Source organism: Aeromonas sp. 602200 (assembly GCF_049173895.1).
Classification (GTDB): domain Bacteria; phylum Pseudomonadota; class Gammaproteobacteria; order Enterobacterales; family Aeromonadaceae; genus Aeromonas; species Aeromonas veronii_A.
Genome location: NZ_JAAKSL010000008.1, coordinates 78,086 through 93,722, shown reverse-complemented (window position 1 = coordinate 93,722; position 15,637 = coordinate 78,086). Strand labels below are relative to the sequence as shown.

Here is a 15,637-nt window from a genome sequence, read left to right as displayed (position 1 = left end):
AATTCAATTAATGAAAAAAGTATCAAAAGGCGTTGTGGTGACCGACGAGGATGGCTGCCCACCTTGATGCGGACTTTGTGCATATTAAGTTGAACCGCAAAAAGAGGCGGTGACTTATGAGGCTGGGCCTGATGGGGTTGGCGTCAATGCCATGATCTGGAACAAGAAAAGATTTATGCAGTGAATGTGGTCGATGTGAGTATTTATTTCTCCCGCGTTCCTCTCGTTACGGCGATGTATTCAATACACAGGTAGTAATATTCAGATATTATTTTAGTTGCCACCCATTTCATTGTTTTTTAATGGGTTTTTGTTTTTTCTTTTAATCTTTCCAGTGAGTTGGCATGAATAAAAGTTGAATCAACCTGAAATATATCGGGGTGGTTTTGCATGAAGATTCAGGGTTTGCTGGGAGGAAAATGCGTAAATTGCTACTGGAGTCATAGATTGAAAGGTGAATATATTCAGTTCAAAGTGAATGTGATCAATGTCTAAGTTTATTGCTATTGGCAGGTCTAACCTCGGCTTCGAAAGGCAAGGGCAGGATAGAACATAAGCCGATTACCCTACATAAAGAATATCCCGCCTTAGCCACGAGCATGAATAGAAGGAATCTATTCAATCACTCGCAGGGACCACTGCTAGACGGAATATAATCATGAGCAAATTTTATGTAGGTTCTGAAGTTGGCCAATTGCGCCGTGTCATGTTGCACCGCCCCAACCTCAGTCTGAAGCGTCTGACTCCTTCCAACTGCCAGGATCTGCTGTTCGATGACGTCCTGTCTGTTGAACGTGCCGGTCAGGAGCACGACAAATTCGCTCAGGTACTGCGCGATCAGAATGTCGAAGTTTTCCTGCTGACCAATCTGCTGGCGGAAACCCTGGATGTGCCGGAAGCCAAAACCTGGCTGCTGCAACATCAGGTCTCCGACTATCGCCTCGGCTCTTCTTTTGCCAACGACGTGCGCTGCTTCCTGGCTGACATGCCGCACCGCGAACTGGCCCGCATTCTCTCCGGCGGCCTGACTTACTCCGAGATGCCCTACAGCGGCGTCAACATGGTAGTGGGCATGCACGCTCCGACCGATTTCATCATCGAGCCGCTGCCCAACCACCTCTTTACCCGTGACACCTCCTGCTGGGTTTACGGTGGCGTCTCCATCAACCCGATGGCCAAGCCGGCTCGTCGCCGCGAGACCAACCATGTGAAGGCCATCTACCGCTGGCACCCGATGTTTGCCGGTCAGGACTTCATCAAGTACTTCGGTGACGAGGAGCGTGACTACGACAACTCCACCATCGAGGGTGGCGACGTACTGGTTATCGGCCGCGGCGCCGTGCTGATCGGCATGTCCGAGCGCACCACCCCGCAAGGTGTCGAGCACTTGGCCCGCAGCCTGTTCAAACATGGTCAGGCCAAGCAGGTCATCGCTATGGAGCTGCCGAAACACCGCAGCTGCATGCACCTGGATACCGTCATGACCCACATGGATATCGACACCTTCTCCGTCTATCCGGAAGTGATCCGCAAGGACGTGCAGTGCTGGAGCCTGACTCCGGGCGGCGCTACCGGCATGAACATCAAGGAAGAGGGCTACTTCGTCACCGCTATCGAGAAAGCACTGGGCGTCGATCAGCTGAAGATCATCACCACTGGCGGTGACAGCTTCGAAGCCGAACGCGAGCAGTGGAACGACGCCAACAACGTACTGACCGTACGTCCCGGCGTGGTGGTGGGTTACGAGCGCAATACCTACACCAATGAGAAATATGACAAGGCCGGTATCACAGTTCTCTCCATTCCGGGTGATGAACTGGGCCGTGGCCGCGGCGGCGCCCGCTGCATGAGCTGCCCGATGGAACGCGACAGCATCTGATGAGACGGCGTGGCGCCGGCAGAAGCTGGCGCCACACAGAACCAAACTCGAGATTAACCACTATGAAAAAACCAACTGTCGTCGTCGCTCTGGGTGGCAATGCACTGCTCCGTCGTGGTGAGCCACTGGAAGCGGATATCCAGCGCAAGAACATCGCAACTGCCGCCAAGACCATCGCCCTGATCGCTCAGGAGTACAACGTGGTGCTGGTGCATGGCAACGGCCCGCAAGTCGGCCTGCTGGCCCTGCAAAACAGCGCCTACACCAAGGTATCCCCCTATCCGCTGGATGTGCTGGGTGCCGAGTCCCAGGGCATGATCGGCTACATGCTGATCCAGGAACTGAAAAACCTGATGCCGAGCCGCAACGTCACCGCGCTGCTGACTCAGGTGCAGGTCGATCCCAAGGATCCGGCGTTTGCCAATCCGACCAAATTTATCGGCCCCGTCTACGAAGAGGCTGAAGCCCGCACCCTGGCAGAAGAGAAGCACTGGGTGGTCAAGGCTGACGGCAAGTTCTTCCGCCGCGTAGTGCCATCCCCGCTGCCCCAGCGCATCGTCGAAGGCGACGCTATCGAGACTCTGATTGCCCAGGGCCATCTCATCATCTGTACCGGTGGTGGCGGTATCCCGGTGACTTGGGATGGCCAGAGCCTGACCGGTATCGAAGCCGTCATCGACAAAGACATGTCTGCCGCCTACCTGGCCAAGCAGATCAAGGCCGACGCCCTGCTGATCCTGACCGATGCCGATGCCGTCTATCTGGATTGGGGCAAGCCGACCCAGCGTCCGCTGCGAGTCACCAGCCCGGACGAGCTGGCCGGGGTCAAGTTCGACGCAGGTTCCATGGGGCCGAAAGTCGAAGCCTCCTGTGAATTTGTCAAAGCGACCGGCGGCATGGTTGGCATCGGCTCGCTGGAAGATGGCCTCGCCATCCTCAAGGGTGAAGCCGGCACCAATATCGTCGCCACCCGCACCGTACATGCGTAATTACCGATATCTGTACTGAGAATGCGTAGTCAACACTACTGCCCGAACTGGTCTGAAACATATATAGAGAGAACTCATCATGGCTTTTAATCTGCGTAACCGTAACTTCCTGAAACTGCTGGACTTCACCCCGCGCGAAATCCAATACATGATCGACCTGGCCATCGACCTGAAAAAAGCCAAATACGGTGGCTACGAGCGCAAGCATCTGGTCGGCAAGAACATCGCCCTGATTTTCGAGAAGACCTCCACCCGTACCCGCTGTGCGTTTGAAGTGGCGGCCTTCGACCAGGGCGCGCAAGTCTCCTACCTTGGCCCGAGCGGTTCCCAAATCGGTCACAAGGAGTCCATGAAGGACACCGCCCGTGTACTGGGTCGCATGTATGACGGTATCGAATACCGTGGCTACGGTCAGGAGATCGTGGAAGAGCTGGGCGCCTACGCCGGAGTCCCGGTCTGGAACGGCCTGACCAACGAATTCCACCCGACCCAGATCCTGGCCGACTTCATGACCATGCTGGAGCACGGCAAGGGCAAACGTCTGGATCAAATCAAGTTCGCCTATCTGGGTGATGCTCGCAACAACATGGGTAACTCCCTGATGGTCGGCGCCGCCAAAATGGGCATGGACATCCGTCTGGTCGCGCCGAAAGCCTTCTGGCCGGAAGAGGAGCTGGTTGCCAAGTGCCGCCTGATCGCCGAAGAGACCGGCGCACGCATCACCCTGACCGAAGATGTGAAAGAGGGCGTGCTGGGTGCGGACTTCCTCTACACCGACGTCTGGGTATCCATGGGTGAAGCAAAAGAAGCTTGGGATCAGCGCGTCAAACTGATGACCCCGTATCAGGTCAACATGGATGTCATCAACGCCACCAAGAACCCGGATGTGAAGTTCATGCACTGCCTGCCCGCATTCCACAACGACGAGACCACCATGGGCAAGGAAGTGGCTGACAAATATGGCATGAAAGGCCTGGAAGTGACCGAGGATGTGTTCGAATCCGAGCACAGCATCGTGTTCGACGAGGCCGAAAACCGGATGCACACCATCAAGGCAGTGATGGTTGCTACGCTGGGCGACTAAGGTCGCAGTAGTGGTGCCGGGGGGCGACCCCCGGCTTTTCGACCATGTGACAGCGGCATAATACCTCTAACCCTACAACCCGCAGCCTGCATGGATACCACACCCACAGAAGGAAGCTGGACCATGACCAAATTCAAGTTCCCGTCAGCCTACACGATACTGTTTGTGCTGATCGCCCTGGTGGCCGCCCTGAGCTGGATAGTGCCGGCCGGCAAATATGAGATGACCATGAACGAAGCCCTCGGCAAAGAAGTGCCGGTGGCGGGTACCTACAAACTGGTGGAGGGGAATCCCCAGGGGATCGTCGACGTGCTGCTGGCACCTATCGATGGCCTCTACAACCACGACACCTATGAGGCAGGCGCCATCGACGTCTCCCTCTTTATCCTGATCATCGGTGGTTTTCTTGGCATTGTGACCAAGACAGGTGCCATCGATGCCGGTATTGAACGTGTGACCGACCGTCTGCGTGGCCGTGAAGAGTGGATGATCCCGATCCTGATGGCGCTGTTCGCCGCAGGCGGCACCATCTACGGGATGGCCGAAGAGTCGCTGCCTTTCTACACCCTGCTGGTACCGGTGATGATGGCCGCACGCTTCGACCCTGTGGTGGCGGCTGCAACCGTATTGCTGGGTGCCGGTATCGGTACTCTCGGCTCCACCATCAACCCGTTTGCGACTGTTATCGCCGCCAACGCCGCCGGTATCTCCTTCACCGACGGTATCTGGCTGCGCGTCGCCATGCTGGTCGCCGGTTGGTTGCTCTGCGTTGCCTACGTCATGCGTTACGCCAAGATGGTGCGCAGCGATCCGAGCAAATCTCTGGTGGCTGACAAGTGGGAAGAGAACCGTGCCCACTTCCTTGGCAACAAGAGCGACCAGATGCTGGAGTTCACCCTGACCCGTAAAATCGTGCTGGGTATCTTCGTCGCCGCCTTTGCCGTGATGATCTACGGTGTGGCCGTGCTGGGCTGGTGGATGGCGCAGATCTCCGGCGTGTTCTTGGCTGCCGCCATCATCGTTGGTCTTATATCCCGCATGAGCGAGGAGGAGCTGACCTCCAACTTTATCGACGGTGCCCGCGACCTGCTGGGTGTGGCGCTGATCATCGGTATCGCCCGTGGTATCGTGGTAGTGATGGATAACGGCATGATCACTCACACCATTTTGCACAGTGCAGAAGGGATCGTGACCGGCCTCTCCACCATCGTCTTTATCAACGTGATGTTCGTGCTGGAAGTGGTGCTCTCCTTCCTGGTGCCGTCCTCCTCCGGTCTGGCCGTACTGACCATGCCGATCATGGCGCCGCTGGCCGACTTCGCCAACGTGGGCCGCGATCTGGTGGTGACTGCTTACCAGTCTGCCTCCGGTCTGGTGAACCTGGTGACCCCGACCTCCGCCGTGGTCATGGGCGGTCTGGCCATCGCCAAGGTGCCTTATGTGCGCTGGCTGAAGTGGGTGGCTCCGCTGCTCGGTATCCTGACCGTGCTGATCGTGGTCTGCCTGAGCCTGGGCGCCGTGCTCTCCTGAGGGATAACAAGCAAGATGAAACGGGAGCCTGCGGGCTCCCGTTTTTTATGGGCGCAAGAAGTGATGGGCACAAAGTAGCAGGCAACAAAAAGGCGACCCGCAGGTCGCCTCGATGTATTTGGGGAGAGAGCTTAGCGGGCCTGCGCCAGGGTGCGCACCACGGCGGCATGGGCCTGACGGGTGCGGCTGATATGGCGCGGCGCGACCAGCACCACGTCATTGCCCGCGACGGCGCCCATGATCTCGGGATTGGCGTTGCGATCCAGCAGGCGAGCCACCACGGTGGCGGCCCCCGGAGTGGTGTGGATCAGCACCATCTGCTGGTTGTGTACCACTTCGCGTACCATGTCGTGGATCGAGCGGGTACTGCCGGCGGGTTCCAGCTGCTCATCGACCAGGGTGTAGACCTTCTTGCCGTTGGCATTCTGCGCCTTGGCCACGCCGAGGCGGCGCAACAGACGGGAGATGGTGGACTGGCTGATGTCGGCAAAGCCGCGCTCCGACAGCTCGCGGCGGATCTCTTCCTGTGTGCTGTAACAGTGCTGACCGATGATCTGGCGACAGGCATCCAGCTGGGCCAGATCGGGCTCTTGGGCAACGGGACGACTGAGGGTTTTGACCACGGCGAATTCCTTTGATGATGACCGGAGGTAAACGCGCGATATCTGCCATAGCAGTCAGTTATCAGGTAAAAACACTGATAATCAACCTATATGGAGGGAATGAGCGGGCATTACCATCTTGCGATGGCAAATTATAGCTGACTGGAAATTCGGTGATGTGACAGGGTTCAAAAATGGGCCCCGTGGGGCCCAATCAGATATCAGTAACGCTCGCTGACGATGTCCTGAGTGAAGGACTTCTCGCAATATTTGCACTTCATCCGCACCACGCCTTTCACTTCGCGCACCCGGAAGTAGCTGTCCACCGGCTCGTTGTGGGAGATGCAGTTGGAGTTGGGACAGTGGAACACCCCGGCAATGAACTCCGGCAACTCCAGCTGGTGCTTCTTCACCACATTGAAGTCTTCAATGATGTTGACGGTCGCTTTCGGGGCGAACAGCGCCAACTGGTTGGCTTGTTGCTCGGTCAGACGGGTGTTCTCAATCTTGATGAGATCCTTCTTGCCCAGCGCGCCGGATTTCAGGTTGAAGCCGACGGTGATCCGCTCCTGGGTTTCGACCAGCTGGAACAGCTTGAGGATCTTGATGCCCTGGCCAGCGGGGATGTGATCGATGACGGAGCCGTGACGGATGGCTTCGACTTGCAGTTGGTTCTTGTCAGACATGATATTCCCCTAAGCTCAGACAGTTTCGTTCAGTACCAGTGCCAGCAGCGCCTGGCGTGCATAGACCCCGTTCTCCGCCTGCTGGAAGTAGCAAGCGTGGGGGGTCTTGTCGACCGCCACATCGATCTCGTCGACGCGGGGCAGGGGATGCAGGATCTTCATGGTGGGCTTGGCCCCTTCCAGGGTCGCCAGCTCCAGAATGAACTTGGCGGCCATGTGCTTGTATTCGGTCTCGTCGAAGCGCTCTTTCTGGACGCGGGTCATGTAGAGAATGTCCAGTTCCGGCATCACCTCTTCCATGGTCTGGTGGACGCTGAACTGGATGCCCTTCTCTTCCAGCTCTTCGCAGATGTAATCCGGCATCGCGAGCGCTTCCGGGGAGATGAAGAAGAAGCGGCAGTTGAACAGGCTGAGGGCCTGGGCCAGCGAGTGTACGGTGCGGCCATATTTCAGGTCACCGACGAAAGCGACGTTGAGGTTGTCCAGACGGCCCTGGGTCTCATGGATGGTGAACAGGTCGAGCAGGGTCTGGCTCGGATGCTGGTTGGAGCCGTCGCCGCCGTTGATGACCGGCACGCGGGAGAATTCGGAGGCCAGACGGGCCGCGCCCTCTTTCGGGTGGCGCATCACCACCGCATCCGAGTAGGAGCCGATGATCTTGATGGAGTCAGCCAGCGTCTCGCCCTTCTTGGCGCTGGTGTTGCCACCGTCGGCGAAGCCGATGATGTTGCCGCCAAGGCGCTGTACCGCGGTCTCGAACGAGAGGCGGGTGCGGGTGGAGGCTTCGAAGAAGCAGCTGGCAACCAGCTTGTCTTTCAACAGGCTGGTGTCAGGTTCAGCCTTCAACCGTTGTGCGGTTGAGACTACCAGTTCCATTTCTGACCGGGTCAGGTCCGAAATGGAGATGACATGTTTCTTATAGAGTGGATTGGTCATCGTCTGCATTCCCTTTGACATCATTGGAGGTTTTTCGGGCACAAAAAAAAGCCCCTGAAACAGGGGCTTTTTTTAAAAATAACTGGGGATCGTTGGGGTGGGAACCGGAAACAACGGGGCCGCTCTGGTGCGCACCACCCGTCTGCAAGGCTGTTTTCTGAATCAAAAACTGCATCGTTTCGTCCCGACCTTTTTCAAAACCGGACAGATTATAGGGCCGCTTTTTTAATTGTCAAAATTTTATTTACGATGCCAATTTCAGCATGAAAAACGTTTAAGTGACGGAAACATGACGACAAATCCACACCTTGTGCGTCTCTTGCAGCGATTCCCCATCGCGGGCCATGGCGCGCAAATAACCGAGTCTGTGGTGTCCTTCCAGCAGGCAGTAGGGGCGGGGTAGGGGATGACCGTTCGGGTAGCTGGCTCCCTCCTCCGGCGCCAGCACGATGACAGGTTCCGGCCAGGTGCCTTCGCTCAGCATCTTCTCGCCGAGCCAGGAGCGACGCACATAGCGGTTGCTGCGCAGCATCTCGCCCCAGCGCTCGATCACCTCCATATGGCGGGAGTCCACCTGATCCACCAGTTGGGCGGTGGGCCAGCTTTCACAGGTGAACTGATGGCTGGCGAGATCGATAAAGCTCCAGTTGGACTCAAAACCGCGCCAATGGCGGTAAATCCACTGGGAGAGCACATTTTCAGGAATAAAGGGCACCAGTGGTGCGACCCGTTCAAGATAGGCGGGCAGGGACTCTGTTTTGCGTTCATCCCTGAAGTTGAGGGGCGCCAGTTGTTGGAGCAGTCGGTAATTGAGCATAAGTGGCCTCCCGGTACCTGATTTCACCCTACCCCCATTTATGCCCCATTCCTACCCCGCTGAGTCTGGAAATACAGCAAGTTACCCCTCGTTGCTGCACAAATCGGCGCGACTTGTTCGGGATTTGTGCAATCGCATTAAAAGTGTGAAAAAAGCCTTTACCTTTGAAACCCGCTTTGTATACTACGCCTCGTTTGTTGCAGGGGCGTAGTTCCAATTGGTAGAACAGCGGTCTCCAAAACCGATGGTTGCGGGTTCGAGTCCTGCCGCCCCTGCCATTTTCAGAAAGGCCAGCTCATTGAGCTGGTCTTTCGCATTTCCGGCGTTCGCCAATTTATCCCTCTCTCCTTTCTCTTCTCCTTCTTGCCGCTAGCTCTCGGTGACTGTGGCCACATTGATCTCTATGTCTGCCGCAAGAGCGTTCAATGTGCAGCAACCCGCTGTTTCAGGACGGTGACCAGCCGCTGGTGGCGGGCGGGGAGCGGCCACTCGGCGCGGTAGATCAGCCAGAGGGTGTCGATCACCTCAATACTGCTCTGGATCACCCGGATTTTCTCCTGTTGGGCAAAGGCGGTGACGGCGAAGCGGGGCAGCACGGTAAAGCCGAGGCCGCGGGCGACCGGCTCCAGGATCAGGCCGATCTGGTTGGTAAAGCCGCGCTGCGGGATCTCGTCAACGCGCTGGCCGGGGTAGCGTCGTCCCAACAGGCGTTGTGCCATGCTGCGGCCATCCGGGTGGTCGATAAAGCCGAGCTGACAGAGGTACTGCCAGCTCGGCTCCTTGCCATCGTTGGGCACCACCAGACAGAGGGGTTCGCGGGCGAAGGGCTCGGCGGCGATGCTGAGGTGTTCAGGCGGCTGATCCACCAGTCCCAGATCGCTGCGCCCCGCCAGTACCGCCTGCACTATGTCGGGGGTGGGGGCAAAGCGGTGCTGGATGGTGAGTCCGGGGTGCTCTTGTTGCTGGTCGAGCAGCAGGGGATAGAGCAGCAGACCAATGCTACCCGGGGTGGACAGGGTGATGGCGCCGTGGTGAGGGTCGTCGTCCGAGAGGCGTGCCCGCAGCTGTTCGGCGGCCTGCTCCTGCTGGCGGGCGAAGTCGAGCAGCACCAGCCCGCGCGGGGTGAGCTCCAGCTGACGGGGCTTGCGCAGCAGCAGGGGGCCAAATTCGGCCTCGAGGCGCGAGATATGCTGACTGACGGCGGCCTGAGTGAGATCCAGCCGATCGGCGGCACGGGTAAAACTGCCGGTTTCATGCACCACCACCAGGGTGTGGAGCCAGAGTGGATTAACCATAAATTTAATTTATGCCTTCCATTAGTTTGACCTTATTTTTCATTATGGCTCTCCTTCCTATCATGTCACCTGTTTCCCACACACAATTTCAAGGTGACTTATGACTTACCCACGCAACTTCTCCCACATCGGCATCACGGTGACTGACCTCGACAAAGCGGTCGAGTTTTATACCAAGGTGATGGGCTGGTATCTCATCATGCCGGCGACCACCATCACCGAGGATGACTCCGCCATCGGCGTGATGTGCAACGACGTGTTTGGCCCGGGTTGGGGCTCCTTCCGCATCGCCCACCTCTCCACCGGCGACAAGATCGGCATCGAGCTGTTCGAGTTTCCCAACAGCGAGCGCCGTGAGAACAACTTCGAATTCTGGAAGACCGGAGTGTTCCACTTCAGCGTGCAGGATCCGGATGTCGAGGGGCTGGCGGCGCGCATCGTCGCGGCGGGCGGCAAGCAGCGGATGCCGGTGCGCGAGTACTACCCGGGCGAGAAGCCCTACCGCATGGTCTACATGGAAGATCCCTTCGGCAATATCGTCGAGATCTACAGCCACAGCTATGAGCTGACCTACTCCGCCGGTGCATATCAGGGGTAAGTAACAGGCCGCCTTAGGGCGGCCTGCTGCTTTGTTGTTACAAGAGTCAGTAGCATGGAATAGCGATCTGGTTCACACGAATAGCGCGTTCTGTTGTTGATAGATGGGAAAATATACAGATTCACTAAAGTCTGTTCATATTGCGGCCGATAGCCTTTGATACATCAGGGTTTTCCCTGCCTGACACAACAACAAGGATTCGTCGTCATGACCCTCTCTCTGCGCGGCAAGCTGCTGGCCACCAGTCTTGGCGTAGTGCTGCTGATGGCATCACTGCTCGGCATCGTTGCCTTTCACACCCTAAAATCCCGCACCATGAGCGCCATCCAGAGCGAGGCGGTCAACTATGGCCACGCCTACTCGGTCGCCATCGGCGAATGGATGACGGATCGCAAGAACACCGTCCATGCGCTGGTCAACCTGATCAGCGATAACCCCCAAGCCGAGCTGGTGCCGCACCTGAAGCAGGCCTACACCTCCGGCGGCTTCGGCCTCACCTATTTTGGCTCCGCGCAGGGGGTGATGACCCGGCAGGATCCCTCCCTCAACACCGGCAACTATGACCCGCGCGAGCGCCCCTGGTATCAGGATGCGGTGAAGGCGGGGCAGCTGATCGTCACTGCCCCCTATGTCAGCGTCACCATGCAGAAGCTGGTGGTTACTCTCTCCGAGCCGGTGCGCCATCAGGGCGAGCTGGTCGGCGCCGTGGGGGCCAACCTGGCGCTCGACAAGCTGATCGATGAAGTACTGGCGATGAAGGTGCAGGGTGAGGGCTACGCCATGCTGCTCGACAGCAGCGGCCTCATCGTCGGTCACCCCAACAAGGAGCTGGCGCTCAAGCAGATTGGTGAGCTCTCCCCCGATCTGTCGGCGGCCACCTTCCAGCAGTGGGGCCGCGAGAACAACGAACTGCACGCAGCTACCCTCGACGGGCGCGACGTGCTGCTGGCGGTACAGCCGGTGCCGGGCACCGACTGGCTGCTGGCCATGGTGATGTACCGCGACGTGCTGGAGGCGCCGCTCGCCTCCCTGCTGTGGCAGCTGGTGGGGCTGACGCTGCTGCTGATGCTGGTGTTCAGCGCCCTGCTCACCGCCATGTTCAAGTATCTGTTTGCCGATCTGGGCCGGGTGGCCGGTGCGCTGCACGACATCGCTCACGGCGAGGGGGATCTCACCGTCCATATCGACACCCGCAGTCAGGATGAGGTGGGTCAGCTGGCACGCAACTTCAACCAGTTCGTGGCCCGGTTGCACGGGATTGTCAGCCGGTTGCGCGATGTCACCGTCGAGCTGGCGGCCCAGTCCCGTGCTCAGGCGGCCGGCGCCCACTCCCGCAGCCAGCGGGTGCGTCAGCAGCAGGACGAGATCGTGATGGTGGCGACCGCGGTGACCGAGATGGCCTCCGCTACCCAGGAGATCGCCGGCAACGCCGAGTTTGCCGCTACCACCTCCGGCGAGGCGGTCAAGCTGGCGGTCGCGGGTCAGTCGCAGGTCGGTCAGAGCCAGCGCAGCATTACCGGGCTCGCGGATGAGGTGGCTGATGCCAGCCAGATCATCAACGAGCTGGATGCCCATGCCCAGAAGATCAGCGGCATTCTGGCCACCATCAGCGGCATTGCCGAGCAGACCAACCTGCTGGCGCTCAACGCCGCCATCGAGGCGGCGCGGGCCGGTGAGCAGGGCCGTGGCTTCGCGGTGGTGGCGGACGAGGTGCGGGTGCTGTCGCGCCGCACCCATGACTCCACCGACGAGATCCAGCAGATGATCGAGACCCTGCAGCAGACCACCCGCCGCGCCGTGGGTGGTATGGAGACCAGCCGCCAGCTGGCGGGCACCAGCGTCGAGGATGCGGAGTCCGCCAACCAGAGTCTGGCGCGGATCAACGAGGCGATCGGCTCCATCAGCGACATGGCGACCCAGATCGCGGCGGCGGCCGAAGAGCAGACCTCGGTGACCAGCGAGATCAGCCGCAATACCGAGAATATCCGCCACGTCTCGCAGGAGCTGGCCGAGCAGGCCAATCAGGAGGCGGCGCAGGCGGCAGAGCTGAAGGCGCTGACCGAGCGGCTGGAGCAGGAGATCGGTCGCTTCCGGCTCTGACATCCCGCCATACCAGCAACAGAAAGGGCAGCCCGCGGGCTGCCCTTTGTTATTTCACGACTGGCTTAAGGGGTCTGCTTGACCCAAATCAGCTGGTCGGTGGCAAAGCCCAGCGACTTCGCCTTGGCGACCAGCGCATCCACCTTCGCCTTGGGCGGGTTGGGTGAGCGGGAGAGGATCCAGAGGTAGTCGTGGTTGTAGCTGGTCACCAGCGAGAGCTGATAATCGGGGTCGAGGTCGATGACGTTGTAGCCGCCGTAGAAGGGGCCGAAGAAGCTCACCTTGAGCCGCGCCTCGTCCGGGTTGCCGACGAAGTAGGCCTTGCCCTCGGCTTCGCGCCAGCTGCCATCGCTCTGCTTGCCGCGGTTGAGCACCTTGACGCCTCCATCGTCCCGCAGGCTGTAGGTGGCGCTTACCTGCTCCAGCCCCCGCTCGAAGCTGTGGTCGAGGCGGGCGATTTCGTACCAGGTGCCAAGATAACGGTCGAGCTGGAAGCCGGTAACGGGGCGAATGCCGTCGGCAATCCCGGTACAGGCCGTCAGTAGCAAAGCGGTGAACAGGCAAAGCAGTGAACGCATAAGTAATCCCTCTCTTGTTATCCCTCGATGATGCGCAGCTGGCCATCCCGGAAGCGGGAGGCCTGATCCGTCGGCGTGCTGCCGAAGAAGCGCTTGTACTCCCGACTGAACTGGGAGTTGCTCTCGTAACCGACTCTGGCCGCCGCGGTGCCCGCCTTGATGCCATCGTGCAGCATCATCATCCGCGCCTTGTGCAGGCGAAACGACTTGATGTACTGCAGCGGCGAGGTGGCAGTGACCGCCTTGAAGTGGTGGTGAAAGGCGGAGACGCTCATGTTCACCTCCCGCGCCAGCTCCTCCATGGTGAGGTTGTCGGCATAACGGGACTCTATCATACGCAGCACCCGGGCAATCTGGCCCACATGATTGTGGCGATTGGCGAGCGCCTGCAGCGCCGGGCCGCCCCCCTCGGTGAGAGCGTGGAACAGCATCTCCCGCACCGTCTGCGGCCCCAGTACCTTGGCGTGCAACGGGTTGTCCATCAGCTCGATCAGTCGCTCGGCGGCGCAGAACATGGTTTCCGACAGGGGAACCGAGTGGACGCCGCTCTTTTGCGGCGCGGGGGCGGGCAGGGCATCGCCCAGCTCCAGCAGCAGCTCTTGCAGGGTGACCAGGTCGATCTCGATGGTAAAACCGATAAGCGGCTGCTCGGGGGAGGCGAAGCACTCGCACTCGCAGGGCAGCGGCAGGGTCATCAGCAGATAGTGGTTGGGGTCGTAGCGAAACACCTGATCCGCCAGATAACCCACCTTGTGTCCCTGCAGGATAACGATCATCCGCGGTTGGTAGAGCACCGGGGTGCGGCCATGGTGCTCGGTGGTATAGATGAGGTTGACCTGTTTCACCGGTGATGGGGTGATGCCGGGGGCGGTGACGTGGCGGGTCAATCTGGCGGCGAGCTCGCTGTAACGGTTTTGCATGTGCGCTCTTTGATTCGACAGTTCCGGTTTTTGCTGCTTTGTAGAAATAGGCAAGAATCAAGCAGGATGTTGTCTTGATGGTAGTGTGGTTCTGGAGAAAAATGCAATCACGATTTCGCGGCCAGGCCGCCCTGACTATCAGAAGAAGGCAATGTCGATGAACAACTTTACTCTCCATACCCCGACCAAAATCCTGTTCGGCCAAGGGCAGATCGCCCAGCTGCGCGAGCAGCTCCCGAGCGATGCCCGCGTCATGATCACCTATGGCGGCGGCAGCGTGGTACGCAGCGGCCTGCTGGAGCAGATCCGTAACGAGCTGGCTGGCATGACCCTGTTTGAATTTGGCGGCATCGAACCGAATCCGGCCTATGAGACCCTGATGGGCGCCGTGGAGCTAGCCCGTGCCGAGCGTGTCGACTTCCTGCTCGCCGTTGGCGGTGGCTCCGTGCTCGATGGCACCAAGTTTATCGCCGCTGCCGCGCACTACGATCTGGCCAAGGATCCCTGGCACATTCTCGAGACCGTCGGCAGCGAAGTGCGCTCCGCCATCCCGCTCGGCTCAGTGCTGACCCTGCCGGCGACCGGTTCCGAAATGAACATGGGCGCCGTCATCACCCGTCGCAGCAGTGGCGACAAGGTGCACTTCTTCTCGCCGTTCGTGATGCCGCGTTTCGCCGTGCTGGATCCGGTGCTCACCTACACCCTGCCCGAGCGTCAGGTGGCGAACGGGGTGGTGGATGCTTTCGTCCACATCGTGGAGCAGTACCTCACCTATCCGGTCAATGCCAAGGTGCAGGATCGCTTCGCTGAAGGCTTGCTGCTGACCTTGATCGAAGAGGGCCCCAAGGCGCTGGCTGAACCCCACAACTACGAGGTTCGCGCCAACATCATGTGGAGCGCCACCATGGCGTTGAACGGCCTGATCGGTGCCGGTGTACCACAGGACTGGGCCACCCACATGCTGGGTCACGAGCTGACTGCCCTGCACGGCCTCGACCACGCCCAGACTCTGGCGGTGGTGCTGCCCGCCCTGTTGCAGGCCAAGCGCAAACAGAAGCATGCCAAGCTGCTGCAATACGCAGAGCGGGTGTGGGGTCTGAATAGTGGTAGCGAAGCGGAACGCATCGATGATGCCATCGCCGCGACCCGCGACTTCTTCGAGCGGATGGGGGTCAAGACCCGACTGCGCGACTACGGTCTGAAAGATCTGGGTATCGACACCCTGATCGGCAAGCTGGGTGAGCACGGTATGACCCGTCTGGGCGAGCACGGCGATATCGATCTGGTGCAGAGCCAGCATATTTATGAAGCGGCCTGGTAAGGGCCGCCAATCGGTGTCAAACGGGCGAAACGATTGAATTGCCGGGGCCCTCTCCCGCCATCTGGCGGCTGAGTGGCCCCGCTTTTGTTGGGAAAATGTTACTTTTCGGCGTTTCGCTGCGAGAAGTGAGACGAAAGCGGATTTCGTAAGAACAAAAAACGCTAAGATAGAGGGCCGGTAAAACATTTTTTTTGACTGGTTGGATCACTTTTTTCAGCCGTTTTTACTGGTATAAGCCTCTAATTTGGTTTGTTTTTTTTAATCGTAGCCAGGGATGGGCTGAATTCTGTACGAGTGCCGTC

At 59.0% G+C, this 15,637-nt stretch carries 15 protein-coding genes and 1 tRNA gene; 8 read left to right on the top strand and 8 right to left on the bottom strand.

The genetic code is table 11. The annotated features are described in order from the left end of the window. Positions 1 to 658: 658 nt before the first annotated feature. From arcA to G5221_RS11550, 4 genes are all read left to right on the top strand, one after another. Positions 659 to 1,879, top strand: coding sequence for an arginine deiminase (arcA, locus tag G5221_RS11565; protein ID WP_005339718.1), 1,221 nt, complete (start codon positions 659 to 661; stop codon positions 1,877 to 1,879). A 62-nt stretch (positions 1,880 to 1,941) separates the two neighbouring features. Continuing rightward, positions 1,942 to 2,868: a carbamate kinase gene (gene arcC / locus G5221_RS11560; RefSeq protein WP_005339719.1), complete on the top strand. Its 927-nt coding sequence runs from the start codon at positions 1,942 to 1,944 to the stop codon at positions 2,866 to 2,868. Between the two features lie 79 nt (positions 2,869 to 2,947). Then, the gene (argF, locus tag G5221_RS11555; protein WP_005339721.1) at positions 2,948 to 3,952 is read left to right on the top strand and encodes an ornithine carbamoyltransferase; all 1,005 of its coding nucleotides are present in this window, start codon (positions 2,948 to 2,950) and stop codon (positions 3,950 to 3,952) included. Positions 3,953 to 4,075: 123 nt separating this feature from the next. Beyond that, positions 4,076 to 5,482: a YfcC family protein gene (locus G5221_RS11550; protein WP_005339725.1), complete on the top strand. Its 1,407-nt coding sequence runs from the start codon at positions 4,076 to 4,078 to the stop codon at positions 5,480 to 5,482. Positions 5,483 to 5,613: 131 nt separating this feature from the next. On the opposite strand, the gene G5221_RS11545 is transcribed toward G5221_RS11550, so the two are convergent. The 5 genes from G5221_RS11545 to G5221_RS11525 all read right to left on the bottom strand — a co-directional run bounded on the left by G5221_RS11545 (position 5,614) and on the right by G5221_RS11525 (position 8,523). Further along, positions 5,614 to 6,105 carry an arginine repressor gene (locus tag G5221_RS11545; protein ID WP_005339728.1) on the bottom strand — a complete coding sequence of 164 codons (492 nt, stop codon included), beginning with the start codon at positions 6,103 to 6,105 and terminating at the stop codon, positions 5,614 to 5,616. A gap of 200 nt (positions 6,106 to 6,305) precedes the next feature. Next, the gene (pyrI, locus tag G5221_RS11540; RefSeq protein WP_005339730.1) at positions 6,306 to 6,770 is read right to left on the bottom strand and encodes an aspartate carbamoyltransferase regulatory subunit; all 465 of its coding nucleotides are present in this window, start codon (positions 6,768 to 6,770) and stop codon (positions 6,306 to 6,308) included. 15 nt (positions 6,771 to 6,785) lie between these two features. Beyond that, entirely contained in the window at positions 6,786 to 7,706 is a 921-nt protein-coding gene (gene pyrB, locus G5221_RS11535) for an aspartate carbamoyltransferase (protein WP_005339735.1), read from the bottom strand. Next, a complete protein-coding gene (locus G5221_RS11530) occupies positions 7,687 to 7,881 on the bottom strand; it encodes a hypothetical protein (protein WP_013724188.1) in 195 nt (64 codons plus the stop codon). Before G5221_RS11530 ends, pyrB begins: the two co-directional genes overlap by 20 nt. 99 nt (positions 7,882 to 7,980) lie before the next feature. Continuing rightward, positions 7,981 to 8,523 (bottom strand): hypothetical protein, encoded by a 543-nt coding sequence (locus G5221_RS11525; RefSeq protein ID WP_421172629.1) that lies wholly within the window; start codon positions 8,521 to 8,523, stop codon positions 7,981 to 7,983. Positions 8,524 to 8,724: 201 nt separating this feature from the next. Between G5221_RS11525 and G5221_RS11520 the strand changes: the two genes are divergently transcribed. Further along, positions 8,725 to 8,801: transfer RNA gene (locus G5221_RS11520), tRNA-Trp, on the top strand. 144 nt (positions 8,802 to 8,945) lie between these two features. Here G5221_RS11520 and G5221_RS11515 read toward each other — a convergent pair. Further along, positions 8,946 to 9,818, bottom strand: coding sequence for a LysR family transcriptional regulator (locus G5221_RS11515; RefSeq protein ID WP_421249603.1), 873 nt, complete (start codon positions 9,816 to 9,818; stop codon positions 8,946 to 8,948). Positions 9,819 to 9,918: 100 nt separating this feature from the next. On the opposite strand from G5221_RS11515, the gene G5221_RS11510 reads away from it, so the two are divergent. Both G5221_RS11510 and G5221_RS11505 read left to right on the top strand, forming a co-directional pair. After that, positions 9,919 to 10,416: a lactoylglutathione lyase family protein gene (locus tag G5221_RS11510; RefSeq protein WP_005339743.1), complete on the top strand. Its 498-nt coding sequence runs from the start codon at positions 9,919 to 9,921 to the stop codon at positions 10,414 to 10,416. A gap of 207 nt (positions 10,417 to 10,623) precedes the next feature. Then, a complete protein-coding gene (locus G5221_RS11505; RefSeq protein ID WP_421249602.1) occupies positions 10,624 to 12,516 on the top strand; it encodes a methyl-accepting chemotaxis protein in 1,893 nt (630 codons plus the stop codon). Between the two features lie 65 nt (positions 12,517 to 12,581). Here G5221_RS11505 and G5221_RS11500 read toward each other — a convergent pair whose 3' ends face one another. Next, a complete protein-coding gene (locus G5221_RS11500) occupies positions 12,582 to 13,094 on the bottom strand; it encodes a lipocalin family protein (protein ID WP_005356301.1) in 513 nt (170 codons plus the stop codon). Between the two features lie 17 nt (positions 13,095 to 13,111). Then, a complete protein-coding gene (locus tag G5221_RS11495; RefSeq protein ID WP_421263268.1) occupies positions 13,112 to 14,014 on the bottom strand; it encodes an AraC family transcriptional regulator in 903 nt (300 codons plus the stop codon). 157 nt (positions 14,015 to 14,171) lie between these two features. On the opposite strand from G5221_RS11495, the gene yqhD reads away from it, so the two are divergent. Then, on the top strand, positions 14,172 to 15,335 hold the full coding sequence (gene yqhD / locus G5221_RS11490) for an alcohol dehydrogenase (protein WP_040070066.1): 1,164 nt from the start codon (positions 14,172 to 14,174) through the stop codon (positions 15,333 to 15,335). Positions 15,336 to 15,637: the final 302 nt, after the last annotated feature.